The organism is Marinovum sp. J2-8 (genome assembly GCF_055808435.1).
Window position 1 is genome coordinate 350048 of the sequence record NZ_JBVVRZ010000001.1, and the last position, 22848, is coordinate 372895.

Consider the following 22848-nt stretch of genomic DNA (forward strand, 5'->3'; position numbering starts at 1 on the left):
AGGAACACCTTCCGTGGTTTTCAAGCGCCGCGACAGAAAACCGACCTGGCGCGCTGTGTTGGAATTCTTCTGGCCACGGGGGGGATGGGGGCGTGCCGCACGCTATATCAAGCATCGCTTGCGGCGATTGCCCGACCCGCCGGAAAAGATCGCCCGCGGCATTTGGGCCGGGGTATTTACCACCTTCACGCCGTTTTACACCATGCATTTCCTGGTGGCGGCGATGCTGGCGATGATCATGCGGGGCAATGTCCTGGCGGCGCTTCTGGGCACTTTTTTTGGCAATCCGCTGACCTATTTGCCGATTGGCATCATATCGCTCAACACCGGCTATTTCCTGTTGGGGACAGAGCTGTCGCCACATGTCGAACGCACCCTGATGGGCAAATTCGTGGATGCCGGCGAAGATCTGACCATTAATTTCTGGGCCTGGGTCAAAGGCAACCCACAGGATTGGCATGGGCTCGAAGTGTTCTGGCATGACGTGTTCTATCCCTATCTGATTGGCGGAATCATTCCGGGGATCGTTGCCGCCACCATTGCCTATCTGGTCGCGGAACCGCTGATCCGTGCCTATCAGACGCGGCGCAAGGGCGTGATGAAGAAACGGATCGAGGCGATCCGCGCCAAGGCCGCCGCCAAGAAAGCGGCGCTGGCCAAAACCGGGGCGGACAAGCCGGAATAAGCCGGACGAAAACGGGGTTTTCACACCGGCATTGCGCCGCTAGCTTGGCGGCAAATGAACCTCCAAGGTGATACAATGCAAAATCTCCGGCTTGGCGTGAATATCGACCATGTGGCCACAGTGCGAAATGCCCGCGGCGGCGCTTTCCCCGACCCATCACGTGCCGCGATCCTGGCACAGGAGGCGGGGGCCGATGGCATCACCGCCCACCTGCGCGAAGATCGCCGCCATATCTCCGATGCCGACATTGATGCCTTGATGGATGTCCTGCGGGTGCCGCTGAACTTTGAAATGGCGGCGACGGCGGAAATGCAGACCATTGCCCTGCGTCACAAGCCGCATGCGGTTTGTATCGTGCCGGAAAAGCGCGAAGAACGCACCACCGAAGGCGGGCTTGAGGTTGCGCGCGAGGAAAACAAACTGGCGCATTTCATCGCGCCGCTGCGGGACGCGGGCTGTCGGGTGTCGATTTTCATCGCCGCCGACCGCCGCCAGATCGAAGCGGCAAACCGGATCGGGGCGCAGGTCATCGAGCTGCATACCGGCGCTTATTGTGATGCCTATCACGAGGGCCGGATGGAAGACGCCGACCGCGAATTGGCCGCATTGCGCGAGATGGCGGCCTTTGCCGCCGATCTGGGGCTGGAGGTGCATGCCGGGCATGGGCTATCTTATGATACCGTGATGCCGGTGGCCGCCTTTCCGCAGGTTGTCGAGCTTAACATCGGGCATTTCCTGATCGGCGAGGCGATTTTCCTCGGCCTGGGTGAGGCGATCGGCGAAATGCGGCGGTTGATGGTGGAGGCGAGAAAATGAATGGAACTTTGACCACTGCGGCTGTGGTGTCCCTGGCGCTTTTGGCCAGCGGCGCGTCGGCGCAGACGGTTGGCGATTGTGACTGGCGGGCATCGGCCCAGGCGATTGCCGAACCTTGGCAGGATAACACCCGCACCTTTTCCAATGGCAAGACCCGCCTGACCCTGACCGATACCATCGAACCGGGCGCGGGGGCCTTTCATCTGGTGATCCTGTCGCCGCCCTATAGCGAGCTTGGCGACCGGCAATGCAGGGTGCTGTCCTATGATGGCAGCATCGGTTTTGCCGGCGTCGCCTTTCAGGAATTGAGCGCCGATTACGATCCTGCGCGCGGGCTTCTGTTTGATGTGCCGGTCCAATATTACGACGCGGCGCTGGGCGACACCACCGGCGGTTGGCTGAGCTTTGAGCTGAATCAGGCCAGCGGTGCAATTTCCGCCTATATCGGACCGGCCGAGTGATCCTGGGGATTGGCACGGATCTGTGCAATATCGAACGGATCGAGGGCATTTTGAACCGCTTCGGCGACCGGTTCCGCAATCGGGTGTATACCGACCGCGAACAGCGCCGCGCTGCCCGCCGCCCACATGAGGCCGCGACCTATGCCAAACGCTGGGCCGCGAAAGAAGCCTGTTCCAAGGCGCTTGGCACGGGGCTGCGCATGGGGATCGCATGGCGGGACATGTCGGTGACCAATCTGGCGACCGGCCAGCCGGTGATGCATGTCACAGGCTGGGCCAAACGGCGGCTGGATGCGATGACCCCACCGGGACACGAGGCGATTTTGCATGTCACCCTGACCGATGATTTTCCCTGGGCCCAGGCCATGGTGCTGATCGAGGCGCGGCCAATGGTCGATCCAAAGCCCTGAACATGCCTGAACACAGCTGACTGCAATGCAACTGCGGCGCTCGATTGCTTGACACCTTTCGCGCTCCGGCCCATGTAGCCAACAACGTAGCCCAAGACGCCACAGCGCGAGGAGCCTCATGTCCATGGCCGAAGAAAAGAAGGGCAATGCGATCGTGGAAACGGTCAAGACCATTGTCTACGCATTGCTGATCGCGGGTGTGTTCCGCACCGTGTTCTTTCAACCGTTCTGGATCCCCTCGGGGTCGATGAAGGACACGCTGCTGATCGGTGATTTCCTGTTTGTGAACAAAATGGCCTATGGCTATTCCTATGCCTCTTGTCCGTCGGTGATTGTGCCGCGCTTTGGCATTGATGTGGATGCCAAGGATTTCTGTGGCTGGGCCGATGGCGACAACACCCGCCTGTTTGGCGGCGAACCCGAGCGCGGCGATGTCGCGGTGTTCCGGCATCCGGTGACCGGACGGGATTTCATCAAACGGGTGGTCGGCCTGCCGGGTGAGAAAATCCAGATCAAGGACAGCGTTCTGCATATCAACGACACCCCGGTCAAAGTCGAGGCTGACGGCATCTTTGCCGAGCTTGCCTGCCCACAGGGTCCGCAGGGGCTCAGCCCGCGCTGTGCCAATGCGCCGGTGGGCAATGGCGCGACCTGTGAAAAAGAGAAATTCATCGAAACGCTGCCCAATGGCGTCAGCCACTCGACCCTGAACATCGGGCCGCAATCGTCGGACAACACGCCGGTCTTTACCGTGCCCGAAGGCCATTATTTCATGATGGGTGACAACCGCGACAATTCCACCGATTCGCGCTTTCCGCAGCAAATTGGCGGTGTGGGCTTCGTGCCGTTTGAAAACTTTGTCGGGCGCGCGGATCGGGTGATGTTCTCGTCTGCCGGACGGTCGATGCTGGCCTTCTGGACCTGGCGCGGGGATCGGTTCTTCAAGGGGATCGAGTGAAAATTTCGGCAGAATTGAAGGCTCTACAAAAACGGCTGGGGTATGAATTTTCAGACCCCGGCCAATTGGTGCGCGCGGTCACGCATTCGTCGATGTCGACCGCCACGCGGGGCGACAACCAGCGTTTGGAATTCCTGGGCGACCGGGTGCTTGGCCTGGTGATGGCCGAGGCGCTCTTGGCGGCGGATGGGGGCGCAAGCGAAGGTCAGCTTGCGCCACGGTTCAATGCGCTGGTGCGCAAAGAGACCTGCGCCGATGTGGCCCGCCAGATCGACCTTGGGGCGGCGCTGAAACTGGGCCGGTCTGAAATGCTCTCGGGGGGGCGGCGCAAAATGGCGCTGCTGGGCGATGGCATGGAGGCGGTGATCGCTGCGGTCTATATGGATGGCGGGTTTGCGGCCGCACAGGCGCTGGTGCTGCGGCTCTGGGGCAAGCGTATCTCGCAGGTCGAAGAGGATGCACGCGACGCCAAGACCAGCCTGCAGGAATGGGCGCAGGCCCGTGGTCAAACGCCGCCGGTCTATCAACAGATCAGCCGCAAAGGCCCGGACCACGCCCCGGTCTTTGTGATCGAAGTGCGGCTCGACAGCGGTGAAAGCGACCGGGCCGAAGCCGGATCAAAACGTCTGGCGGAACATGCGGCGGCGAAATCATTGCTGGCAAAACTGCTTCAAAGTTGATGTTGGCCCGCAAATTCCCTGCAAGGAATTTGTCCGCGCCCCATTGTGAGGCCATAATAACTGGTTTTGAGCGTCAAACTGCGGTAAGCGCGGCGGATCATTCATGGGAACCAGATAAAAATGACCACACGCGCCGGATTCGTCGCCCTGATCGGAGAGCCCAATGCGGGCAAATCCACCCTGACCAATCGCATGGTGGGCGCGAAAGTGTCGATCGTGACGCACAAGGTCCAGACCACGCGCGCCCGTATCCGTGGCGTGGCAATCGAGGGCGAGGCGCAGATCGTATTTGTCGATACGCCCGGATTGTTCAGCCCGCGCCGCCGATTGGACCGCGCGATGGTCGCCGCCGCCTGGAGCGGGGCGGCAGATGCCGACATCGTTGTGCTGCTGGTCGAAGCGCATCGCGGCGTGTCGGATGGTGTGGAAAGCATCCTTGAGCGGTTGCAGGACATTGGCAAAGGCCGCCGCGTGGCCCTGGCAATCAACAAGATCGACCGGGTGAAATCCGATGTTTTGCTGGGTCTGTCGCAGGAATTGAATGCGCGTTTCGCATTTGAGGAAACCTTCATGATCTCGGCCGAAAAGGGCTTTGGCTGCGATGATCTGAAAAAATGGCTGGCGGCGGAATTGCCGGACGGTCCCTGGCTTTATCCCGAAGATCAGATCGCCGATCTGCCGATGCGGATGATCGCCGCCGAGATGACCCGCGAAAAGCTGACCCTGCGCCTGCATCAGGAACTGCCCTATCAATTGACGGTCGAAACCGAAAACTGGGACGAGCGCAAGGACGGCACCGCGCGGATTGATCAGGTGATCTATGTGGCCCGTGATGGCCACAAGGGCATTGTGCTGGGCCACAAAGGCGAATCGATCAAGGCAATCTCCAAAGCGGCGCGTGAAGAGCTGGAAGAATTCCTTGGCCGCCGGGTGCATTTGTTCCTTCAGGTCAAGGTCCGGGAAAAATGGCTGGAAGAGGCCGCGCGCTATTCCGAAATGGGCCTGAACTTTCGCGATGGCAATACCTGAGGCATCGCTAAGCAAAAGTTGCCGGGGCTCCACGGAACAAAGGGAGCCCCGACCAGTGCCAGCGGGTCTCGGGGAGAGAGACAGCCCGCCAGAGGTCACGGGATATGGGGCGAAAACCGCGCAGGAGATCACACAGATCCGCGCCCCAATACACTGCCGGTAAACGTGCGACCATCGACAGCAGTGCAGTTCAGTCCCCCGTGACAGAGGGAAACTTGACTGTGCTATCAACATAAGGGCGCTGCGAAAGTATTCAAATGACAAGGGGTGTTAGGAAAGGAAAGCCATGCGGCTGACAGCGGATTTCTGGGTTGCGGCCTATATTGCACGGCTTGCCCAGGCCGACATCCCGGCCTTTGTCGTGGCCCATGGCGACGACACTTCGGGTATGGTGATGGTCAAGCTGAACACATTGGACGGTCAGGCCCGTCTGTTTCACCGAATGCATGATCTGATGACGGATGAAACCCGCTGGCAGGAAATGCTCTCTGGGTCCGAAGGCGACATTGATGCGGCTTTGGCCAAACAACGCGCCATGGACCGTGATCTCTGGGTGATCGAGGTCGAGGACCGCCATGGGCGGCATTTGCTGGACAGTGGCGGGCTTTGAGCCCAGCTTGGGCAAATGGACTGGCGTGACACCGGCATATTGCTGAGCCTTCGGCACCATGGCGAACATTCCGCCATAATCGAGGTTTTCACCCCCGACCGTGGCCGTCACGCCGGTGTCGTTCGTGGCGCCACAGGCCGCAGGCTGGCCCCTGTGCTGCAACCCGGTGCGCAGCTCGACCTGCATTGGCGCGCCCGGCTCGAAGAGCATTTGGGCGCCTTCACAGTCGAGCCGCAGCGGTCCCGTGCCGCCCAGGCGATGTCCAGCCGGTTGGCACTGGCGGGATTGAACGCGGTTTGTGCGCTGCTGTCGTTTGCGCTGCCAGAACGCGAGGCACAGACCGCGCTTTATCTTCAGACCGAACAATTGCTGGATCTGTTGGGCCAGGACGCGCTTTGGCCGCTGGCCTATCTGCGATGGGAGGTGTCATTGCTCTCGGCGCTGGGCTACGGTCTTGATCTTGGCAGTTGCGCGGTGACCGGGAAAACCGACGGTTTGATCTATGTCTCGCCCAAATCCGGGCGCGCGGTGTCGCAGAACGGGGCGGGGGATTGGGCGGACCGTTTGTTGCCGCTGCCGCCGGTGCTGTTGGGCCAGGGTGACGCCGAAAACACCGACATTGCACAGGCGCTGTCGGTCACCGGCTTTTTCCTGCGCGAGCGGCTTGCGCCCGCATTGGGGCACAGGCCGCCACCCAGCGCGCGGGCGCGCTTCATTGATCGGTTGCTGGCGGGTTGACGACAGCGGCGGTTGTTGCGGTCAGTTTGCCCTTGGTACGCCGATGAACACCATCTCGCGGCCATCTTCGTTGCGCAGGATCAGACGGTTGCCGTCGAAATCCGAAATCGTCATATCGCGCAGCGCCGTGATGAACTCGGCCTCTTTCTGAAAATCCATGCACAGCCGCTGGGTAAGGCCCAGCCGCTCGGCGCTGAACCCGGGCATCGGGCGGGTCTGTACCCCAAAGAAGGAATTGCAGGGTGTCGTGCCGGTGATCTGCGCCATCGAGGGAAAGGTGATTGTGGCCCGCGCCTCATAGGCGGCGCCATCAATCGTCTGAAGCTTCCAGATGGTGTCTTCGGCATCTTGCGCACCGCCCAGCGTGGCTGAGAGGCTAGCAAAGGCGGACGTGGCCGCGGAGAGGAATGTATGTGTCATACCGCCAAGGTAGGCAAAGCTGCCGCCGTGAAAAGGTGGTAACGATCTTTGTCATTCCGACGCGGCCGAAAATACCATTTCGCGGCCCGCGTCATTGGACAGGATCAACACCGCCCCCTGAACTTCGGCCAATGTCATCTCTGCCAGCGCGGCGAGAAAGGCTGTCTCACTGGCAAGGTCGGGACAGGCCCGTCGTGTGGTGACCAATGGGCCGACGTCGAACCAGGGGTAGGGGGCGGTTTGTGGCCCGGAAAACCCATTGCAGGGCGCCCGACCCGCCACACGACCGGCTTCGGGAAAGGTCAATGTCGCACGCGCAGTAAAGGATTCATCGTCGATGGTGTCCAGCACCCAGGTCCGATCCGCCGCGCCATAGGCCGCCAATGTCTCGTCGCCCGGAAACGCGTGGTCACAGGTCGCGGCCAGAAGCGGGGCCAAAATCAGGGGGATCAAGAGTTTCATACCGACACCATAGTGCCGTGCTTTGGAATTGAAATATCGTCAATGGCTCTTCCCTGTGTCGGGTTGGCGGGATATGACCAGTGCATGCGCTGGAATTTGCCCAATATCCTGACCGTAATGCGCCTGCTGGCGGCTCCTGCCGTTCCGGTGATGTTCCTCTATTGGGCGCGCCCCTACGCCGATATTTTCGCCCTGGTGCTGTTTCTGACAGCGGCAATAACCGATTGGTTTGATGGCTATCTGGCGCGTGCCTGGAAACAGGAAACCAAAATCGGCACCATGCTCGACCCGATTGCGGACAAGGCCATGGTGGTGATCGCGTTGATGGTGATTGCCGCCTATTCGTCGTATTCGCCCTGGTTGATCCTGCCCGCAACCGTGATCCTGTTTCGCGAGGTGTTTGTCAGCGGTCTGCGTGAATATCTGGGGGATGTGTCGGGCACGCTGAAGGTGACCAAGCTGGCCAAATGGAAAACGACATTTCAGATGGTGGCGATTGCGGTTCTGTTCTCGCAGGGCGTGTTTGAACATTACTTCGGCATGTGGTCCTGGGGGATGGATCAACAGATTGTCACCGACATTCTGGAAGGTCGCACGGTCGATGAACTTGGCCTCAGATACATGTACGACGGCATGTTCTGGTCTGGCTACATCGGATTGATCTTGCTTTGGGTTGCGGCGGCGCTGACGCTGGTGACCGGCTTTGACTACCTGCGCAAGGCGCTGCCGTATTTGAAGGAAGACAGCTGATGGATGTCTTGTATTTTGCCTGGGTGCGCGAACGTATTGGCCTGCCAAAAGAGCGGGTTGAAACCGGGGCCGCCACCGTGGCCGAGCTGGTCGAAGAATTGAAGACCCGCGAAGAGCGGTATGCGCTGGCCTTTGCGGATCTGTCGGCGCTGCGGGTGGCCGTCGATCAGGAATTGACGGATTTTGACGCGCCTCTGGCCGGGGTGCGCGAAGTGGCGTTTTTCCCACCGATGACCGGGGGCTGAGACCGGTGTCGCGCGTCACGCCACTGGTTCGGGTTCAACAAGCCCCATTTGATTTCGCGGCAGAGGCCGACGCTTTTGCCCGCGCTCAATCCGATATGGGCGCCATTGTGACCTTTACCGGCGTCGTTCGGGATTCCGCAGATGGCGGCATGATCGCAATGGAAATCGAACATTACCCCGGCATGACGGCCAAGGCGCTGGAGGCGATTGTCGCCGATGCCATGGAACGCTGGGCGCTGGGCGATGCTTTGGTGATCCATCGTCATGGCCGGTTGCACCGGGACGAGATGATCATGATGGTGGCCACTGCGGCCCGCCATCGCAAAGCCGCGTTTGAAGCGGCGGAATTCCTGATGGACTATCTGAAAAGCCGCGCGCCGTTCTGGAAAAAAGAAATTGCAGCGGATGGCGCGGAATGGGTTGCCGCCAAAGACGTCGATGAAGAGGCGTTGAAGCGCTGGTAGCGGCCTTTACACCGCTGATTCGTCAAAGATTGTCTCAGGCCCCAGCCTTTTATCTGACCTGCCTTTTATCTGCCCTGAACTTTCATCTGACCTGAAATATCCCGGGGGTTGGGGGGCTGGCCCCCCATGCTGCGTCTCGGTTTGCGATTCCGCTACCGTTCTGGGCCAAACATTTCAACGATCATGCATTCCCTTGCCCTGCAATATCAGCGGCGTCCATTTTTCGATCCGCGCGGCGCGGGTCTTGGCCTGTTTTGCCCCGGCGAAATGCAGGATGTAGCCCCGCCGCCGTCCCGGCGTCAGCGCCATGAAGGCGTCGTTGAGCGCAGGGTCGGCCGCAAGCGCCGCATTCAATTCTTCTGGCAGCTCCAGATCATCCTTCGCAAAGGTGACGCGCAAACCCGTAGCTTCGTTTTCGATCGCTTTCAGGAGGTATTTGGTGATGACGTCTGCCTGTGCCCGGATTGTTGCAACGTCGGTAAAGGCGATCATGCGTGTCGCACGGGAATTCGGGCCGGGCGCGACCAGGATTTGCGCGGGATCGTCCAGCAAGACCCCTTTGAAGAACCCCAATCCGCATTGATGTTTCATCGCCCAAAGCACGGCAATATTGCCACCATGGGCGGTATAGACCGGACCGCGCCATTTGAACGCTTCGGCCACCGGGCAGTGCAACAGGATCTCGCGCAGCGCCAGAAGTTCGGCGCGCCACACCGTGGCCTTGTCGAACCAGATCCCGCATCGGCGGTCCATATTGCCCATCGCCCAGGCTCCTTTGCACGCGGTCGAAATGCGACACCAACAGGGCCATTTGACACCAAAAAACCGCGCGCAACAATGTGCACGCGGTTCACTGTCTGTCGAGACGCGCGTTTAGCGTGCCTTGAGCGAGTTGCGGATTTCCAGCAGAACGTCGATTTCGCTGGGCCCTGCGGGGGCCTCTTCGGCGGGCGCTTCGTCTTCGGCGCGGGCGGCGGTTTCCTTGACCCGATTGACCATTTTGACCAGCATGAACACCACAAAGGCGATGATCAGGAAGTTGATGACCGCCATGATGAAGGCGCCATAGGCAAAGATGGATGCGCCGGTTTCGCGCGCAGCCTCAAGGCTGGCGCAGGCGGGGACGTCACCGGCCAGCACGACGTAGTTGTTGGTGAAATCAATGCCACCGGAAAACAGGCCGATGATGGGATTGATCAGATCCCCCACCAGCGACGTCACAATTGCGGTGAATGCCGCGCCGATGATGATACCAACGGCCATGTCCATGACATTGCCCTTGGCGATGAAGTCCTTGAATTCTTGAATCATTGTTGCGGCTCCCTTCGCTCACTTTGGCCACGCATGCCTGATTTTCTGCTGCTGCGCGCCCCCACAATGCGTCATTAGGGGGACGAAACAAGTCTTTCCATGGGAATGGCGATGTTCAATTCCCCGAACGACCCCACGTCATCCAGAGGGTCAGGTCGACAGTTTGCCAGTCAGAACATAACGCAGGATGTCGACGACCTGGGCAGGCTCGCGCGCGACGGCCAATGCGGCGGCATCCACCTCTTTCAGGGCGTGATCGTGATCGGGCTGTTGCAGCACAATCAGCGATTTGCCAAGCGCGGCGGCATATCCGGCGTCAAAGGCAGCATTCCACTGGCGGTATTTCTCGCCAAAGCGCACCACCACCACATCGGCATCGGCGATGCCCTTGCGGGTGCGGATGGCGTTGACCATCGCGCCCTTGTGGTCGTGCCAGTATTTGTTGTCCTCAGAGCCAAGGATCGCAACGCCGCAATCGTCGCTGGCGGCGTGATCGGTGACGGGGGCGGAAAACGTGATGTCCAGCTCTTTGGCCCCGGCAATGATTTGATCGCGCCAGTCCGTGTGAATTTCACCGCTTAGATAGACAGTCAGGCTCATGGTGGGTTCCTCTTGTTTCTGGTCGGGCTGCGCGTTCGCGCGCGATCCTGACCTAACAGCCCGCTGGCGACCGGTCGACCCGGGCAGGCAAAACAAAACGACCACGGTGGTTGCCCTCCGTGGTCGCATTTGCCCGTCAGATGTCGGGTGTCAGTATCCGGTGCCCTTCAAGACCACCTGAAAGGTCCGCCCGATCAGCCGCAGATCCGTCAGGAACGACAGCTCCCGGAAATAGCGCGCATCGAAAATGGCGCGATCGGAAAAGCTGCTGTCGTTGCGGGCCGAGGTCTGCCAGATGCCGGTAATCCCGGGGCGCATCGCATAATATGCGGTGCCGGGGTACATCCCGCGTTGATCGACCATCATCGGACGCGGTCCCACCAGAGACATGTCGCCAATTAGGACATTGAACAGCTGCGGCAGCTCGTCCAGCGATGATTTGCGGATCAATGCGCCGACCTTGGTGATACGCGGATCCTTACGCAGTTTCTGCGTCCGGTCCCATTCGGCGCGGGCCTTGGGATCGGCCGCAAGGTGCGCTGCCAACTGGGCATCGGCATTGTGCACCATGGACCGCAGTTTCCACATCTGGAAAATGCGACCGTTACGGCCAATACGGGCCTGACGGTAAAATGGCGAATGGCCATCAAGAGCAATCAAAAGACTCATAGGAAAAAGAATGATCAGGAGCGGGATCAGGGCCAGCAACACGATCCCCACGTCCAGAAAACGCTTGGCAAATTGGCGGTAAATACCCCCTGCAAGCACCGGCAACTGGCCGGCAAGCAGTGTTTCGGGCGATCCTTGAGCAGATCCAGCCGAACGTAAATGCATTGTCAACGTCATGCCCTCCAAAGGCGTTAGCGACGAAGCTTGGTGCGTGATTATTCAGTCCATAGTCGGCAAGCATCCAACCGCAGCCCGCAATGCGGATGCGCCTGTGAAGCCAAAATACAAAAATATGGTGGCTGGATGCCAAGGCATACCATCAACCGAGAACAGACCGTTTTACCCTACACTTCACTCCTAAGTGAAAGCACTAACCCCCAAGTGCCGTTTGCAAAAATTGCCACTAAATTTGTGACTAATTTTGCTCGACTTCGTTGAATTTGGACGTTCGGGGGCTGGTCGTCAAGTTGCGCAAACAACCACTCCCTTCATGGGAGAGTGTCGTGGCGGGAATCTTAACCATCTTAAATTAACGTTAACCAGGCGGGTGAAATCCGAACTTCGGGCGCTTTTTTTGAGATCCCATTTGGGGAAACAAATCACGGGAAATGCACGTTAAGCTTGCATTTGGGGTAGAATTGTAATTCTGAGTGAAACAATGGCGGGCCATATTTCCGATGGATGCGTTGGCCGCGACAATAAAGCCTCTGAAATCCTTGTGCGTTTCCGGAACAAGCGAAAACATTCAGCGAATTTTCCCCCTTTTCGATGGTTAATTGGGTGTCTCTGGCGGCCTTTTCGTGCCCTTCGGTTGTGCGAGTTGTCACAAATTTCGACGCTGAGTTGCATCATAATGCTGCAAATTTTCGTATAAGTTTTTTCTTGGGACGTCACGTCACTCGCGCTCAGGATGTGTTCAATCCTTCGGATTTTTGGGGATTGATCAAAATTACCGTAGTTTTTACCGGAATTTTCAGAAAACCGATTCGGCCTCGAAACCGGTCGCGGGATGGCCCAACGTTGCATCAGTCCGGGCAAACCACTATGGCCGGGTCAAAAGGCGCAGATGGAGCTGGGATAATGTCCAATCATCTTTACCAGGGTGACTTGCCGGATGGGCTGCGGCTTGGTCCGGTGGTGGCGGTTGATTGCGAAACCATGGGTCTGCATCCGCACCGCGATCGCCTGTGTCTTGTTCAGATGTCCACAGGCGACGGTCATGCGCATCTGGTCCAGATCGCGCGCGGCCAGGATGCGGCGCCAAACCTGTGCGCGATGCTGGCCGATCCCGCTGTGTTGAAACTGTTCCACTATGGCCGGTTTGATATTGCTGCGCTGATGAACGCCTTTGGGGTGGAAACCGCACCGGTCTATTGCACCAAGATTGCCAGCAAACTGGTGCGCACCTATTCGGACCGTCATGGGTTGAAACATCTGGTGCAGGAATTGCTGGGCACGGACATTTCCAAGCAACAGCAATCCAGCGATTGGGGCGCGGCAGAGCTGACCAAGGCGCAAATCGACTATGCGGCGTCAGACGTGCTTTACCTGCATCGGCTGCGCAAGGAGCTGGACCGGCGGTTGCAACGCGAAGGGCGGGACGAGATCGCGCAAAAATGTTTCGACTTTTTGCCAACCCGGGCGCGACTGGATCTGGCGGGATGGCCGGATCAGGACATCTTTGCCCATTAATCTTATGTGGTGGTTCGGTCGCGGTTTGCCGCGTACTGGTGCCTGTGGCTTTGCACTTCTGGTCTTGCGTGCCTAGATAGAACCCAGATGTTGAATTTGGGGCCCAATCCAATGGCCGTGCAAGAGTCGTTTCATTCCAGTGTCGTGGCGTGGCTGAAGGTGCTTCTGCCGCTGACTGCCTTGGGGCTGCTTTCCACGGTCTTTCTTTTGTCGCGCTCCGTGGCCGATGATCCGGCCCTGACATTCTTTGATGATGAGGCAGAGATCCCTGCGCGCGACAGCTTGACCGCACCGTATTACACCGGCAGCACACCAGAGGGGCATGCGGTGGCAATTACCGCCAAATCCGCCCGGGCCGATCCGAATGACCCTGCGGGGGTTCTGGCCAGCCAGCTGACAGCGGCGTTCCGGCTGACCGATGGATCGCAAATTGATATTGTCGCCAATACAGCGGCGGTAAATGAACCGGCGGATGTGTTGGAATTGGCCGGGGATGTGGTGATCAAAAGCTCCGCCGGATATGTGGTGCATACCCAAATGCTGACCTCCGCACTGCGTACAATTCGCGGCGAGGCGCCAAATGGTGTAAAAGCGGACGGCCCGATTGGCGATCTTCAGGCGGCGCTTTCCATATTCGTGAAACCGGCACCGAAGATAACCTGCAATTGGTTTTCACAAATGGCGTCAAGCTGCTATATCAACCCGCGAAACACCCCCCCGAGGAAGAAAGTGAACGTCCATGACATCTGTTCGAATTCTGGCGGTTCTTTTGATCGCACTCCTGCCGGTGGCGGGTCTGGCCCAAGGGGCCGAGGTTGGATTTGGCGCGATTGACGCCGATACCGATGCCCCGGTCGAAGTCACATCCGATGATCTTTCGATCAACCAGGACGACGGCACCGCGCTTTTTACCGGCAATGTGGTGGTCGGCCAGGGTGAAATGCGGATGTCGGCGCCACGGGTGCTGGTGGTGTATACCCAGAACCGCACAGGGATTTCCCGGCTAGAGGCGCGCGGCGGCGTGACATTGGTATCGGGCAAGGAGGCCGCCGAAGGTGACAATGCCGATTATGATGTCGAGGCAGGCACCGTGGTGATGACGGGCAATGTGCTTTTGACCCAGGGCGCCAATGCGCTGACGGCCGATCGGATGGTGGCAGACCTGAACAAGGGCACCGCACGGATGACCGGCCGGGTCAAAACCGTGATTCAGCAAGGCGACAGCGAATAATGACCAAGCCTGTGCTGACTGTGGCGGATGGGTCTGCCGGATTGCGTATCGACCATCTGCGCAAAAGCTATCGCAAGAAGGTGGTGATCCGCGATGTCAGCATGTCCTTGCACCGCGGCGAGGTTGTGGCCCTGCTTGGGCCGAACGGCTCTGGCAAGACAACGACGTTTTATTCCGTCGCGGGCTTGGTGTTTCCAGAGGGCGGCAAGGTCACAATTGACGGCCGTGATGTCACCAATATGCCGATGTATCGCCGGGCCAAGCTGGGGATTGGCTATCTGCCACAGGAAATGTCGATCTTTCGCGGCATGAGCGTCGAAGACAACATTCGCGCCATCCTGGACATTGCCGTGAAATCCGGCAAACGCCGCCGTGCGCGGCTTGAGGAATTGCTGAGCGAATTTCACATCGAACATCTGCGCCGCGCGCCTGCGCTGGCGCTATCGGGTGGTGAGCGCCGCCGAGTGGAAATTGCCCGCTGTCTGGCGGCAGAGCCGAAATATCTTTTGCTGGACGAACCATTTGCCGGGGTAGATCCGATTTCCGTTGGCGATATTCGCGCGCTGGTGTCGGATTTGAAAACCCGTGGAATCGGCGTACTGATCACCGATCACAACGTGCGGGAAACGCTGGAAATCGTTGATCGCGCCTATATCCTGCATGATGGCCAGGTGCTTATGTCCGGCACCCCGGACGAGGTGGTGCAAAACGAAAATGTGCGTCGCGTTTACCTGGGCGATCAGTTTCGAATTTCTTAACAGGTGTCGGCGCGCGCCCCTGGTTTGCCCAAGTTTACCGAATGTCCATCAAATACGGCGATCTTCCTGTTACAAATCATTGACAGACGCCCCTGCTCTGTCCTCAAATGGGGTATGACGCATGTGTGGCTTGCCCTTGAAAAAAGTCGCGGACCCGGTTCCAGGACGGGTGACCACGTACAGGCACATCGACAAAAGGCAGACCACCACGTCAGTTTCCCAAGAAGGTGACCCGCCCGGCCAAGACCGCCCTGGCGGTGTTGCGCCCTAATGGCCACCGGAACAATAAGAAGGACCACAGATGCGCTACCAAATCACCGGCAAACAAATCGACATCGGCGCGGCATTGCAAACCCATGTACAGGATGGGCTGGGCAGCGTCGTGCAGAAATACGCCGAACGACCGACGGACGCGAACGTCGTCTTTTCCAAGGCTGCACATGAATACATATGTGAGGCCACTGTGCATCTGTCCACCGGCCTGACCGCCCAGGCCAAGGCCCATGCCAATGAAATCTATGCCGCTTTTGAAAGCTGCTGTGACAAGATGGAAAAACAGCTCCGCCGTTACAAGCGGCGTCTGAAAGACCATCACAAGGACCGGACCGAGCCAGTTGAAACTTATGGGGCGTCGTCGTATATCCTCGCCAGCGACGGGCAGGGCGCAGAGACGGATTCGGAGCCGGAAAGCCTCCAGCCCATGATTGTCGCCGAAATGAAGACCGACATTCCCGCCCTGACCGTGGGTGAGGCGGTGATGCAGATGGAGATTGCGGGCGCGCCGGTTCTGGTGTTCCGCAGCGAGAAAAAAGGTCTGAATGTCGTCTATCGGCGCGATGATGGAAATATCGGCTGGATTGAACCGCAAGAACAGGCATAAGCCAGCGGTCCGGTCAGGATATGAGGAAACAGGCACGCATGGAACTATCTGAATTGCTGAAACCCGAAGCGATCCGGGCGAGCACGACGTCGTCCAGCAAGAAGCGATTGATGCATGATGTGGCCGAACTGGCCCAGGCAGCATATGGCATTGATGCCGGAACGGCCGTTGAGGCGCTTCTTGAACGCGAAAGTCTGGGCCCCACTGGTGTGGGCCACGGTGTGGCCCTGCCACATGCGCGGATTTCCGGGATCGAAGGTTGTTGCGGTGTATTCATGTTGATGGACAAGCCCATCGATTTTGATTCCGTGGACCGCCAGCCCGTGGATATCGTGTTTGGCCTGTTCGCGCCGGAAGATGCCGGCGTTGAACATCTCAAGGCTTTGGCGCGCGTGTCGCGTTTGCTGCGCGATCCTGCGGTCTGTACCAAGCTGCGGGCCAATCACGACGCAGGGACGCTGTTCACCATCCTGACCGAAGATGAGGCAATGAAAGCTGCCTGATCCGGGTCGCCCCGTTTCGGGAATTGCTTGTGCAAAAGATTGGCCTGCCCGTTTGGGTCGGCCTTTTTCATGGCTGGGGCCTGTGGTTGGGCGTCAGGCGGGCCGGTGGTCTGGCGGTTGCCAATCGGCAAATCCCAGCATCACATAATCCCGTGGATAGGCCGCCCGCGCCAGTGTATCCAAGGCCGGATCATGGATCTCTGCCAGGGAAAAGGGCGTGTCTGGCGCCGCCTCGCGTGGGTCTGGCGCTGCGTTCAATCCCATTTGCTGTGCCATCGCAGGAAGGTAGGCGGCCATTTCCTCTTCGCGCAGCACCAGATCGGGCAGGCACAGATCCCCCATGCCCTGGAGAATCCCGCTTTGGCTGGCCCAATGGGGGTCAATTCGCAGGTTGGTCTGGCCGTTCAAATTCGCCCGGATGAATTCCAGAAATCCGCCAAAGGCGGTGCGATGCTGGTCACGATCATATCCGGCGTCGGGCCAATGTTCCGGCAACGGCAGGTCGTGGCGATTGATCAACACCCGCCGCACCCGGCCAAAGGTATTGGGGCCTTTGGCCAAAATACGGCTGCAAAACACATGGTGCGCCCGAGCGAGCGGATGACGCAGCACGGTAAACCGGCGGTGCCCCGCATGAGCGCGCAGCCATTGGCGCAGGGATTTCTGGTTGAAATCGCGGCCAAGTTCACCGCCCAGACCGGCCATCCAGTCCGTCACGACCTCCTCCGGGCCACCTTTTATCGGCATATAGAGCAGCGGTGCCGCGCCAGCGGCGACATATCCGGGCACCGCCGCCCCGCGTCGCGGTTCGAAATTCGGCGTGCGCGTCAGATCGAACCGGTCCAACCGTGCCAATGCGTGGTCCATCTCTTCAAAATTTTCGACCTTGTCGGAAATCGGGCTGGGGTTCTGGCGCTTCAGATTGTGATCGAAGCTTTCCAGTTGCGCGTCGCAGCCCAGCCAGCGGGCCAGACCGTTCATCACCGCAAGGTCTTGCACGTCTTCATATGACACGTAAAACGCCGTTTGGCCCCGCTTCTGCAATCCGTTTAATAATGAGATCTGGAAATTTTGCAGGGATTCCAAATGGGCTTCAAACTCTGCACGATCAAACCGCGCCTGAGCATCCTTGCGTTTCGCCACATTGGTCAGTTTCCACTGATCGGTGGCCTGGGCGATTTTCCAACTGACGTAGCTTTCGACCGGATTGCGGGTCAGGATGATCTTGGCGCACTTCGGGTCATCAAGCAGCGGCTCCAACACGCGGGGATCGTGGTCGTGGAAATAGCGAAAGCCGCCCAGCCCCGCGCTGCCGTCACGGATCGCGGCCAAAAGCGCGGCTGGATCGCGGTCACGCCGGGCCATATCCAGCCCCAGAATCTCTGTCTTGTTGGGGTAGCCGATGAAATGCGGGTTAAACGCCTCGCCGTGGCAGATGATGCCATCATAGAGGTTCAGATTGGCCTCAAGCAGGTTGGAGCCGGTGCGCATTTCAGCAAACACCACAAAACTGTCAAAGCGGTTGGCCATGGCGGTTATCTCACCAAATAGGGTTTGCGGGTTTCATCGCGTTTCCCGGTTGCGCGACCCTCAACCGGGAAATCCCCCATGAGATAGGGGTGCATCCCCTGATTCTTGAGGTTTTGCAGGAATTGGCCAAAGCCGGTCAGATCCGCCATTTTCGGCACTTCGGCCAGACGCGGGCCGCCGCGCAGGGAAATGTCGTCGATAATGCTTTGCAGTGGCTCCATCGGCGCCTCGATGAATTCGGCCATGGTCCAGATGTGTATGCGCGCCTTGGCATAAGAGGACCGATAGGCATTCAGCGCCTCGGCCTCGATTTTTTGTAATCTGGCAGCTTCGCGGCGGATGGCGGCAAAATCGAGGTTGGACTTGAACAAGGGCACGGCCCAGGCCCCGGAGACCACGGAAATTTGGGCATTGGGATCTTTGGCGATATTCCAGACCACATCGTCCTGGGTGTCCCGTGGGCCGTATTGAAAACATTGCCGTTCGCCGCGGGTGTTCCACAAAAGGCTGGTCAAGAACCCGCGCGGATCCACATCCCGCACCGCGGCATTGGCGGACAGCCCCCCTTGAATCACGTCTTCGCCTTCGGAAAATTCCGCGCGCTCGGGGCCGAACAGATGGCCATGCACGCGTGCGCCGGTCATGCGCGCCAGCCAGGTTTCGAAATCCTCGAACAATTCGGCAAAGCCCTGAAACACCGAATAGGGTCCGGCGGTCACACCGTTTTCCCAGCTTTCGTTGGGAAACCGCGAATGCATATAGAGCCCGGTGCGGCCGCGTGTCCGGCGATCAACGGCCTTGGCAAAAACCCGGTCGATCTTGCCGGGGTTGGGTTCTGTGCGGCTCATCGCGCCGTCGCGGTCGGTCAGGAACGCCCGATACAAAAGATCGGCCTGCGGCCAGATCTTGCGCGCCACAAAGCAATCGGACCGGCGCAGCAATTGCAGGTGGTCGTCATAGAAAATATGCGGCTTGCCCTGAAAATCGAACTTCGACAGGGTCAGGGACCGGCTTTCCATGTCGCGGGAATAAAGCCGGGTCAATGTCTGGTAATAGCTTTCATCCGGAATCCAGACCCGGCGAAAGAAACCGTCATATGTCTTGCGTTCCGGGTCCTGCAATACCGCCGACAGGGTTTGCCGTGTCAGGCACCACCACTGGCTGCCCATATGGGGTTTCAATCCGCCGGGCATGACGCGTTTGACCCGCAAACGGCGCTGAATTTCGACAAATCTGTCGAACAAGAACCGGTTCTTGCGCCAGGAAAATGGAAATTGCAGGGTGAAACGCTCTTCCGACAGGCCACCGACGGTCCAGGGGACATCAACGGTGGTGGCGCTTTCGATGAAATCGGTGCGCGGCCGGGCGGCCAGATAGTCGACCAATTCCTCGACCGGGCGCAAAGGCAGGCAAGATCCGGAGGCCAGGTAGACATGCCGCACATCGGGAAATTCGTGCAACATCAATTCGCTGGCGGCCTGGCTGGCGGCGACAATGCCCCAGCTGCCCCATTCGCACCGGTATCGTTTGCAAAACCGGATATGGGGGACATCGGCCATCGCCGTGGCAAAGGTTTGAAACGTGTTTTGCGTCACATTGCGGTCGACGTGGATCACCACCGGACAGCCGGCATTGGCCCAATGGCGGGCAACCTGTTCAGCGCGGTCAAACGCAGTATGTACCAGCATGACAACCCCGACGCTCACGCCCAGTTCCCCTTGGACATCAGGCCGAGAATTTCCAGCTGACGCCAGTTGATGTAGCGTTCCGACCATTTGCACCACAGATCCGGGTCGTCCTGCAATGTGGCGGCATAGGCCTTGTATTCCACGGAGCCAGAATAATGCTGGCCGCGCGTCAGCTCTTCTGCGGCTTTGGCGGTAAAGGTGTCGAGAAATTTGGTGTGCAGCAAAATACCGCTGGCTTTTTCCCCGCCCCATTCATCGTAAACAAGGTTAAGCCCGCGCGGCAAAAGCATATGGGTCGAGCTGACATAGGCATATTTGCGATCCCATTTCACCAATGGAATCTTGTTCAATGCCGGCGCTTTTTCCGGGAAATCCGGGAAAAACACCCGCCGCCGCGGCCCGCCCTGAATCCACAGGTTGCCAAACAGATGATTGCGGGAAATCGAATAATTTCCGCTGTCAAACCAACAGGCGATATCCATTGGATTGCTGCCGGGCAGATAGGGATGCCGGTTGACCGGGCCCTTGGGATACATGTCCAGCAGCATCGCCGAAAACGACCGGATCGAAGAGGCATCCAACCAATCGGTCAATGCGCGCAACGGCCGGGTGTCGCAAAACGGAAACAAAAAGAATTCATCCGGGTCCACGGTCAATGCCCAATGGCCATGCCCATGTTTGCGCGCCAGCCAGTTCAGCCAATCAACGCCAAAACGCGATCGTTTGTAGCTGGCCTTTGTGTGCCAAAGCGACACATCGGGCTGTTCGGCAAGGTATTCGCGCGAACCATCGTCGCTGCCGTTGTCGACAATCAAAAAGTGGTTGATGCCCTGATTGCGGTAATATTCCAGAAAATAGGGCAGGCGCACATGTTCATTGCGCAGGGTTGAAAACACCAGAAGATCGCTTGGTTTGATCTGGCGGGTGCGATCCGCAACAACACGCAATTCACGAGACTTGCGCAGTGCACGCAGGCGCCACCGCTTGCGTTGCAATCTCAGCCGGTATGATTGCCAAGCCCCCAAAACCGCTCCACTTCCCTCAATACTAAATTCCCGGTGTCGCTATCAGACCGAGCTTAAGACAATATTGAAATGACTGTCCCAATTCGGCGGATGAAATAACGCCCGTGGTTGTTTTTGCTTTTGTACCTGCTCCAGTACCTTGCGCCAAGAATAGACGTCAGGCTGTGCCGGGTAAATGGGAATGTCTGCGAGCGTTTCCCGGAATATCTCCAGATCGCTGCAAATTACCGGAACGCCGAGTGCCGCGGCCTCGATCGGGGGCAGGCCGTAACCTTCGGCAAGGCTGGGGAAAACCAATCCGCAGGAGCGTGCCAGAAGCGCGGAAATTTCGCCATCCGACAGGCCGGGACGCTCCTGAACCAATGGATTGCCCTGGTCGAGCCGGGCAAAAACTGCGTCATTGTTCCAGCCACGGCCGCCACAGATCACCAGATACGGGGCCTTGCGGCCCTCTTCTGCGAAACTGTCCCAGATGTCCAAGAGCAATGCGTGATTTTTGCGCGGCTCGATTGTGCTGACACAGACAAAGTAAGGGGCATCGGGAAAGGCGCTGTTCGGCAGGTCCGCAGGCTGTGCCAGTTCGATCCCAAGCGGCGCCACAATACACTCTGGCAAGCGGCCAAAGGCCTCGCAATGGCGCAGGAAATCGGCACGGGTCACAGCGGAATTGGCAATGACAAGATCCGCGTGCCTTGCGACCCGCCCCAGGAAGGCCTTGAACTTCACCTGGGTTTCAGGCCGTTGATATTGCGGGAAATCAAGCGGAATGGTGTCATGCATCAGCACCGAAATCCGGGCGTCCCGCACACATCGCAGCGCAGAAATAACGCGGTCCGTCAGGTTGGAATGCCCGGTGTTGAGGTAACTGATACCGGCAGGCAAATGCTGTTGCAGCATCGCGCCAAGACGGTGTGGCAACGTCCGCGCGCGCGCATTCCGGCGCAGATCCGCTTCGGCCCTTCGCCGGATTTCAGAGCCACCGGACACACGACCCAGAAAACGGCCGAGCGCATCCAGCGGCCCCCATTCATCCGCCTCGGCGCGACGCAGGATTTCCGCCGCCCCTTCGGGGGCAAGCAGAACATATCCTTGGCGGGTGCGTGCCAAGGCAAAAACCGGCACCGCATCCGCCACCAGGGCGCGCAGATAAGCAAATTCCACCCGGTCGACGCCGGTCATGGGCCGTCCGGCACGCCGGATCAGCCGCGTGATGTCAATGCATCGGGCCGGTGGTGCGGCGGCGTTATCGGTCGTAATGGCCGCTTTGGTGCCATCGCCAGGCATCACGGATCATCGCCTCCAGGTTGGATCTTGTGGGTGTCCAACCCAAGTCTTGCACAGCGCGGGTCGATCCGGAAACCAGTTTTGTGGCATCTCCCGCCCGGCGGCCACCAATTTCATAAGGCACTTCGCGGTTGGTGACCGCAGCGGAATGGGAAATCACCTCGAATACGGAAAATCCTGATCCGGTGCCAAGGTTGAAGACCCGGCTGCCGCGCCCATCCTTCAGCCATTTCAGGCCCAGAACATGCGCATCGACCAGATCGCAGACATGCACATAGTCGCGAATGCACGTGCCATCCGCTGTGTCGTAATCGGTGCCAAACACTGTTAGTGCCGCACGTTTGCCATCTACCGCGTCCAGCATCAGCGGGATCAGATGGGTTTCCGGTTGATGGAATTCGCCGACCTCGCCCTCGGGATCGGCACCCGCGACGTTGAAATAGCGGAAAATCACGCTGCGCAGCCCGTGCGATGCACCGAAGTCAGCCAACATGTCTTCGATCGCGCGTTTGGACTTGCCATAGGAATTCAGCGGGTGTTGCGCGGAATTTTCGTCCAGCACCACGTTGTCCTGATCGCCATAGGTGGCGCAGGTCGACGAAAACACGAAATCCAGACAACCGGCATCCACGGCTGCTTCGATCAGGTTCAGCGAGCCGCCGACATTGTTGCGCCAATAGAGACCGGGATTGCTCATCGCCTCACCAACCAGGCTGAGCGCGGCAAAATGCATGACGGCGATGGGCTGATATTGCGCAAAGACCGCATCCAATCGGGCGCGGTCCAGCAAATCGCCCTGTGCCAGGGGGCCGAATTTGACCGCCTGTTCCCAGCCGGTCGAAATATTGTCAAAGGTGACAGGGGTATACCCCGCCGCCTTTAACGCCTTGCAGGCATGAGAGCCGATGTAACCGGCCCCGCCGGTGACGAGGATATTGCCACGTGTCAT

Annotated in this window: 29 protein-coding genes; 18 read left to right on the top strand and 11 right to left on the bottom strand. The window is 58.9% G+C overall.

The window, feature by feature from the left end:
* Positions 1-13: 13 nt before the first annotated feature.
* From AC0L4F_RS01740 to recO, 9 genes are all read left to right on the top strand, one after another.
* On the top strand, positions 14-685 hold the full coding sequence (locus AC0L4F_RS01740) for a DUF2062 domain-containing protein (protein ID WP_244684559.1): 672 nt from the start codon (positions 14-16) through the stop codon (positions 683-685).
* A 75-nt stretch (positions 686-760) separates the two neighbouring features.
* Positions 761-1501, top strand: coding sequence for a pyridoxine 5'-phosphate synthase (locus AC0L4F_RS01745; protein WP_244684561.1), 741 nt, complete (start codon positions 761-763; stop codon positions 1499-1501).
* Positions 1498-1962 carry a hypothetical protein gene (locus tag AC0L4F_RS01750; protein WP_244684563.1) on the top strand — a complete coding sequence of 155 codons (465 nt, stop codon included), beginning with the start codon at positions 1498-1500 and terminating at the stop codon, positions 1960-1962. Before AC0L4F_RS01745 ends, AC0L4F_RS01750 begins: the two co-directional genes overlap by 4 nt.
* A complete protein-coding gene (acpS, locus tag AC0L4F_RS01755) occupies positions 1959-2372 on the top strand; it encodes a holo-ACP synthase (RefSeq protein ID WP_244684565.1) in 414 nt (137 codons plus the stop codon). The genes AC0L4F_RS01750 and acpS overlap by 4 nt, the downstream gene beginning before the upstream one ends.
* 124 nt (positions 2373-2496) lie before the next feature.
* Positions 2497-3330, top strand: coding sequence for a signal peptidase I (lepB, locus tag AC0L4F_RS01760; protein WP_244684567.1), 834 nt, complete (start codon positions 2497-2499; stop codon positions 3328-3330).
* Entirely contained in the window at positions 3327-4010 is a 684-nt protein-coding gene (rnc, locus tag AC0L4F_RS01765; protein ID WP_244684569.1) for a ribonuclease III, read from the top strand. The genes lepB and rnc overlap by 4 nt, the downstream gene beginning before the upstream one ends.
* 120 nt (positions 4011-4130) lie before the next feature.
* Complete coding sequence (gene era, locus AC0L4F_RS01770; RefSeq protein ID WP_244684578.1) at positions 4131-5039, top strand: GTPase Era; 909 nt, start codon at positions 4131-4133, stop codon at positions 5037-5039.
* 286 nt (positions 5040-5325) lie between these two features.
* Complete coding sequence (locus AC0L4F_RS01775; RefSeq protein ID WP_244684587.1) at positions 5326-5649, top strand: DUF1491 family protein; 324 nt, start codon at positions 5326-5328, stop codon at positions 5647-5649.
* Positions 5650-5664: 15 nt separating this feature from the next.
* The gene (gene recO, locus AC0L4F_RS01780; RefSeq protein ID WP_244684589.1) at positions 5665-6387 is read left to right on the top strand and encodes a DNA repair protein RecO; all 723 of its coding nucleotides are present in this window, start codon (positions 5665-5667) and stop codon (positions 6385-6387) included.
* 21 nt (positions 6388-6408) lie between these two features.
* Here the strand turns inward: recO and AC0L4F_RS01785 are convergent, their stop codons facing one another.
* Both AC0L4F_RS01785 and AC0L4F_RS01790 read right to left on the bottom strand, forming a co-directional pair.
* Positions 6409-6807 carry an META domain-containing protein gene (locus AC0L4F_RS01785; RefSeq protein WP_244684591.1) on the bottom strand — a complete coding sequence of 133 codons (399 nt, stop codon included), beginning with the start codon at positions 6805-6807 and terminating at the stop codon, positions 6409-6411.
* A gap of 51 nt (positions 6808-6858) precedes the next feature.
* A complete protein-coding gene (locus AC0L4F_RS01790) occupies positions 6859-7269 on the bottom strand; it encodes an META domain-containing protein (protein WP_244684600.1) in 411 nt (136 codons plus the stop codon).
* A gap of 84 nt (positions 7270-7353) precedes the next feature.
* On the opposite strand from AC0L4F_RS01790, the gene pgsA reads away from it, so the two are divergent.
* Genes pgsA through AC0L4F_RS01805 form a run of 3 tightly spaced genes read left to right on the top strand, consistent with a single transcriptional unit; the run spans position 7354 to position 8728 of the window.
* Complete coding sequence (gene pgsA / locus AC0L4F_RS01795; RefSeq protein WP_244686303.1) at positions 7354-8019, top strand: CDP-diacylglycerol--glycerol-3-phosphate 3-phosphatidyltransferase; 666 nt, start codon at positions 7354-7356, stop codon at positions 8017-8019.
* The gene (gene moaD / locus AC0L4F_RS01800; RefSeq protein WP_244684605.1) at positions 8019-8264 is read left to right on the top strand and encodes a molybdopterin converting factor subunit 1; all 246 of its coding nucleotides are present in this window, start codon (positions 8019-8021) and stop codon (positions 8262-8264) included. Before pgsA ends, moaD begins: the two co-directional genes overlap by 1 nt.
* Positions 8265-8269: 5 nt before the next feature.
* Positions 8270-8728, top strand: a complete 459-nt coding sequence (locus tag AC0L4F_RS01805) for a molybdenum cofactor biosynthesis protein MoaE (protein WP_244684608.1) — start codon at positions 8270-8272, stop codon at positions 8726-8728.
* A 174-nt stretch (positions 8729-8902) separates the two neighbouring features.
* Here the strand turns inward: AC0L4F_RS01805 and AC0L4F_RS01810 are convergent, their stop codons facing one another.
* From AC0L4F_RS01810 to AC0L4F_RS01825, 4 genes are all read right to left on the bottom strand, one after another.
* Positions 8903-9490: a YdeI/OmpD-associated family protein gene (locus AC0L4F_RS01810; protein WP_244684610.1), complete on the bottom strand. Its 588-nt coding sequence runs from the start codon at positions 9488-9490 to the stop codon at positions 8903-8905.
* A 111-nt stretch (positions 9491-9601) separates the two neighbouring features.
* Positions 9602-10039, bottom strand: a complete 438-nt coding sequence (mscL, locus tag AC0L4F_RS01815; protein WP_244684613.1) for a large conductance mechanosensitive channel protein MscL — start codon at positions 10037-10039, stop codon at positions 9602-9604.
* 150 nt (positions 10040-10189) lie between these two features.
* Positions 10190-10639, bottom strand: a complete 450-nt coding sequence (locus AC0L4F_RS01820; protein WP_244684615.1) for a YtoQ family protein — start codon at positions 10637-10639, stop codon at positions 10190-10192.
* 150 nt (positions 10640-10789) lie between these two features.
* Positions 10790-11479, bottom strand: a complete 690-nt coding sequence (locus AC0L4F_RS01825) for a sugar transferase (protein WP_473446059.1) — start codon at positions 11477-11479, stop codon at positions 10790-10792.
* A gap of 909 nt (positions 11480-12388) precedes the next feature.
* Between AC0L4F_RS01825 and AC0L4F_RS01830 the strand changes: the two genes are divergently transcribed.
* From AC0L4F_RS01830 to AC0L4F_RS01855, 6 genes are all read left to right on the top strand, one after another.
* Complete coding sequence (locus tag AC0L4F_RS01830; RefSeq protein WP_244684620.1) at positions 12389-13000, top strand: ribonuclease D; 612 nt, start codon at positions 12389-12391, stop codon at positions 12998-13000.
* A gap of 111 nt (positions 13001-13111) precedes the next feature.
* Positions 13112-13834: a hypothetical protein gene (locus AC0L4F_RS01835; protein ID WP_244684623.1), complete on the top strand. Its 723-nt coding sequence runs from the start codon at positions 13112-13114 to the stop codon at positions 13832-13834.
* On the top strand, positions 13740-14231 hold the full coding sequence (locus AC0L4F_RS01840) for an LptA/OstA family protein (protein ID WP_244684625.1): 492 nt from the start codon (positions 13740-13742) through the stop codon (positions 14229-14231). Before AC0L4F_RS01835 ends, AC0L4F_RS01840 begins: the two co-directional genes overlap by 95 nt.
* Entirely contained in the window at positions 14231-14989 is a 759-nt protein-coding gene (gene lptB / locus AC0L4F_RS01845) for an LPS export ABC transporter ATP-binding protein (RefSeq protein ID WP_244684635.1), read from the top strand. Before AC0L4F_RS01840 ends, lptB begins: the two co-directional genes overlap by 1 nt.
* A 301-nt stretch (positions 14990-15290) precedes the next feature.
* The gene (hpf, locus tag AC0L4F_RS01850) at positions 15291-15869 is read left to right on the top strand and encodes a ribosome hibernation-promoting factor, HPF/YfiA family (RefSeq protein WP_244684648.1); all 579 of its coding nucleotides are present in this window, start codon (positions 15291-15293) and stop codon (positions 15867-15869) included.
* Between the two features lie 38 nt (positions 15870-15907).
* Positions 15908-16372: a PTS sugar transporter subunit IIA gene (locus AC0L4F_RS01855; RefSeq protein ID WP_244684651.1), complete on the top strand. Its 465-nt coding sequence runs from the start codon at positions 15908-15910 to the stop codon at positions 16370-16372.
* 93 nt (positions 16373-16465) lie between these two features.
* Here AC0L4F_RS01855 and AC0L4F_RS01860 read toward each other — a convergent pair whose 3' ends face one another.
* The 5 genes from AC0L4F_RS01860 to galE all read right to left on the bottom strand — a co-directional run bounded on the left by AC0L4F_RS01860 (position 16466) and on the right by galE (position 22848).
* Positions 16466-17902 carry a sulfotransferase domain-containing protein gene (locus tag AC0L4F_RS01860; RefSeq protein WP_244684654.1) on the bottom strand — a complete coding sequence of 479 codons (1437 nt, stop codon included), beginning with the start codon at positions 17900-17902 and terminating at the stop codon, positions 16466-16468.
* Between the two features lie 5 nt (positions 17903-17907).
* Entirely contained in the window at positions 17908-19608 is a 1701-nt protein-coding gene (locus AC0L4F_RS01865) for a beta-1,6-N-acetylglucosaminyltransferase (RefSeq protein WP_244684656.1), read from the bottom strand.
* The gene (locus AC0L4F_RS01870; protein ID WP_244686305.1) at positions 19605-20591 is read right to left on the bottom strand and encodes a glycosyltransferase family 2 protein; all 987 of its coding nucleotides are present in this window, start codon (positions 20589-20591) and stop codon (positions 19605-19607) included. Before AC0L4F_RS01870 ends, AC0L4F_RS01865 begins: the two co-directional genes overlap by 4 nt.
* 66 nt (positions 20592-20657) lie before the next feature.
* A complete protein-coding gene (locus AC0L4F_RS01875) occupies positions 20658-21899 on the bottom strand; it encodes a glycosyltransferase family 4 protein (protein WP_244686307.1) in 1242 nt (413 codons plus the stop codon).
* The gene (gene galE, locus AC0L4F_RS01880; RefSeq protein WP_244684658.1) at positions 21859-22848 is read right to left on the bottom strand and encodes a UDP-glucose 4-epimerase GalE; all 990 of its coding nucleotides are present in this window, start codon (positions 22846-22848) and stop codon (positions 21859-21861) included. The genes AC0L4F_RS01875 and galE overlap by 41 nt, the downstream gene beginning before the upstream one ends.

Coding starts and splice junctions, on each gene's coding strand:
- AC0L4F_RS01745 (WP_244684561.1), top strand. CDS start 761: ATGCAAAATCTCCGGCTTGGCGTGAATATCGACCATGTGGCCACAGTG.
- AC0L4F_RS01750 (WP_244684563.1), top strand. CDS start 1,498: ATGAATGGAACTTTGACCACTGCGGCTGTGGTGTCCCTGGCGCTTTTG.
- lepB (WP_244684567.1), top strand. CDS start 2,497: ATGGCCGAAGAAAAGAAGGGCAATGCGATCGTGGAAACGGTCAAGACC.
- era (WP_244684578.1), top strand. CDS start 4,131: ATGACCACACGCGCCGGATTCGTCGCCCTGATCGGAGAGCCCAATGCG.
- AC0L4F_RS01775 (WP_244684587.1), top strand. CDS start 5,326: ATGCGGCTGACAGCGGATTTCTGGGTTGCGGCCTATATTGCACGGCTT.
- recO (WP_244684589.1), top strand. CDS start 5,665: ATGGACTGGCGTGACACCGGCATATTGCTGAGCCTTCGGCACCATGGC.
- AC0L4F_RS01785 (WP_244684591.1), bottom strand. CDS start 6,807: ATGACACATACATTCCTCTCCGCGGCCACGTCCGCCTTTGCTAGCCTC.
- AC0L4F_RS01790 (WP_244684600.1), bottom strand. CDS start 7,269: ATGAAACTCTTGATCCCCCTGATTTTGGCCCCGCTTCTGGCCGCGACC.
- pgsA (WP_244686303.1), top strand. CDS start 7,354: ATGCGCTGGAATTTGCCCAATATCCTGACCGTAATGCGCCTGCTGGCG.
- moaD (WP_244684605.1), top strand. CDS start 8,019: ATGGATGTCTTGTATTTTGCCTGGGTGCGCGAACGTATTGGCCTGCCA.
- AC0L4F_RS01810 (WP_244684610.1), bottom strand. CDS start 9,490: ATGGGCAATATGGACCGCCGATGCGGGATCTGGTTCGACAAGGCCACG.
- mscL (WP_244684613.1), bottom strand. CDS start 10,039: ATGATTCAAGAATTCAAGGACTTCATCGCCAAGGGCAATGTCATGGAC.
- AC0L4F_RS01820 (WP_244684615.1), bottom strand. CDS start 10,639: ATGAGCCTGACTGTCTATCTAAGCGGTGAAATTCACACGGACTGGCGC.
- AC0L4F_RS01830 (WP_244684620.1), top strand. CDS start 12,389: ATGTCCAATCATCTTTACCAGGGTGACTTGCCGGATGGGCTGCGGCTT.
- AC0L4F_RS01835 (WP_244684623.1), top strand. CDS start 13,112: ATGGCCGTGCAAGAGTCGTTTCATTCCAGTGTCGTGGCGTGGCTGAAG.
- AC0L4F_RS01840 (WP_244684625.1), top strand. CDS start 13,740: ATGACATCTGTTCGAATTCTGGCGGTTCTTTTGATCGCACTCCTGCCG.
- lptB (WP_244684635.1), top strand. CDS start 14,231: ATGACCAAGCCTGTGCTGACTGTGGCGGATGGGTCTGCCGGATTGCGT.
- hpf (WP_244684648.1), top strand. CDS start 15,291: ATGCGCTACCAAATCACCGGCAAACAAATCGACATCGGCGCGGCATTG.
- AC0L4F_RS01855 (WP_244684651.1), top strand. CDS start 15,908: ATGGAACTATCTGAATTGCTGAAACCCGAAGCGATCCGGGCGAGCACG.
- AC0L4F_RS01860 (WP_244684654.1), bottom strand. CDS start 17,902: ATGGCCAACCGCTTTGACAGTTTTGTGGTGTTTGCTGAAATGCGCACC.
- AC0L4F_RS01875 (WP_244686307.1), bottom strand. CDS start 21,899: ATGCCTGGCGATGGCACCAAAGCGGCCATTACGACCGATAACGCCGCC.
- galE (WP_244684658.1), bottom strand. CDS start 22,848: ATGACACGTGGCAATATCCTCGTCACCGGCGGGGCCGGTTACATCGGC.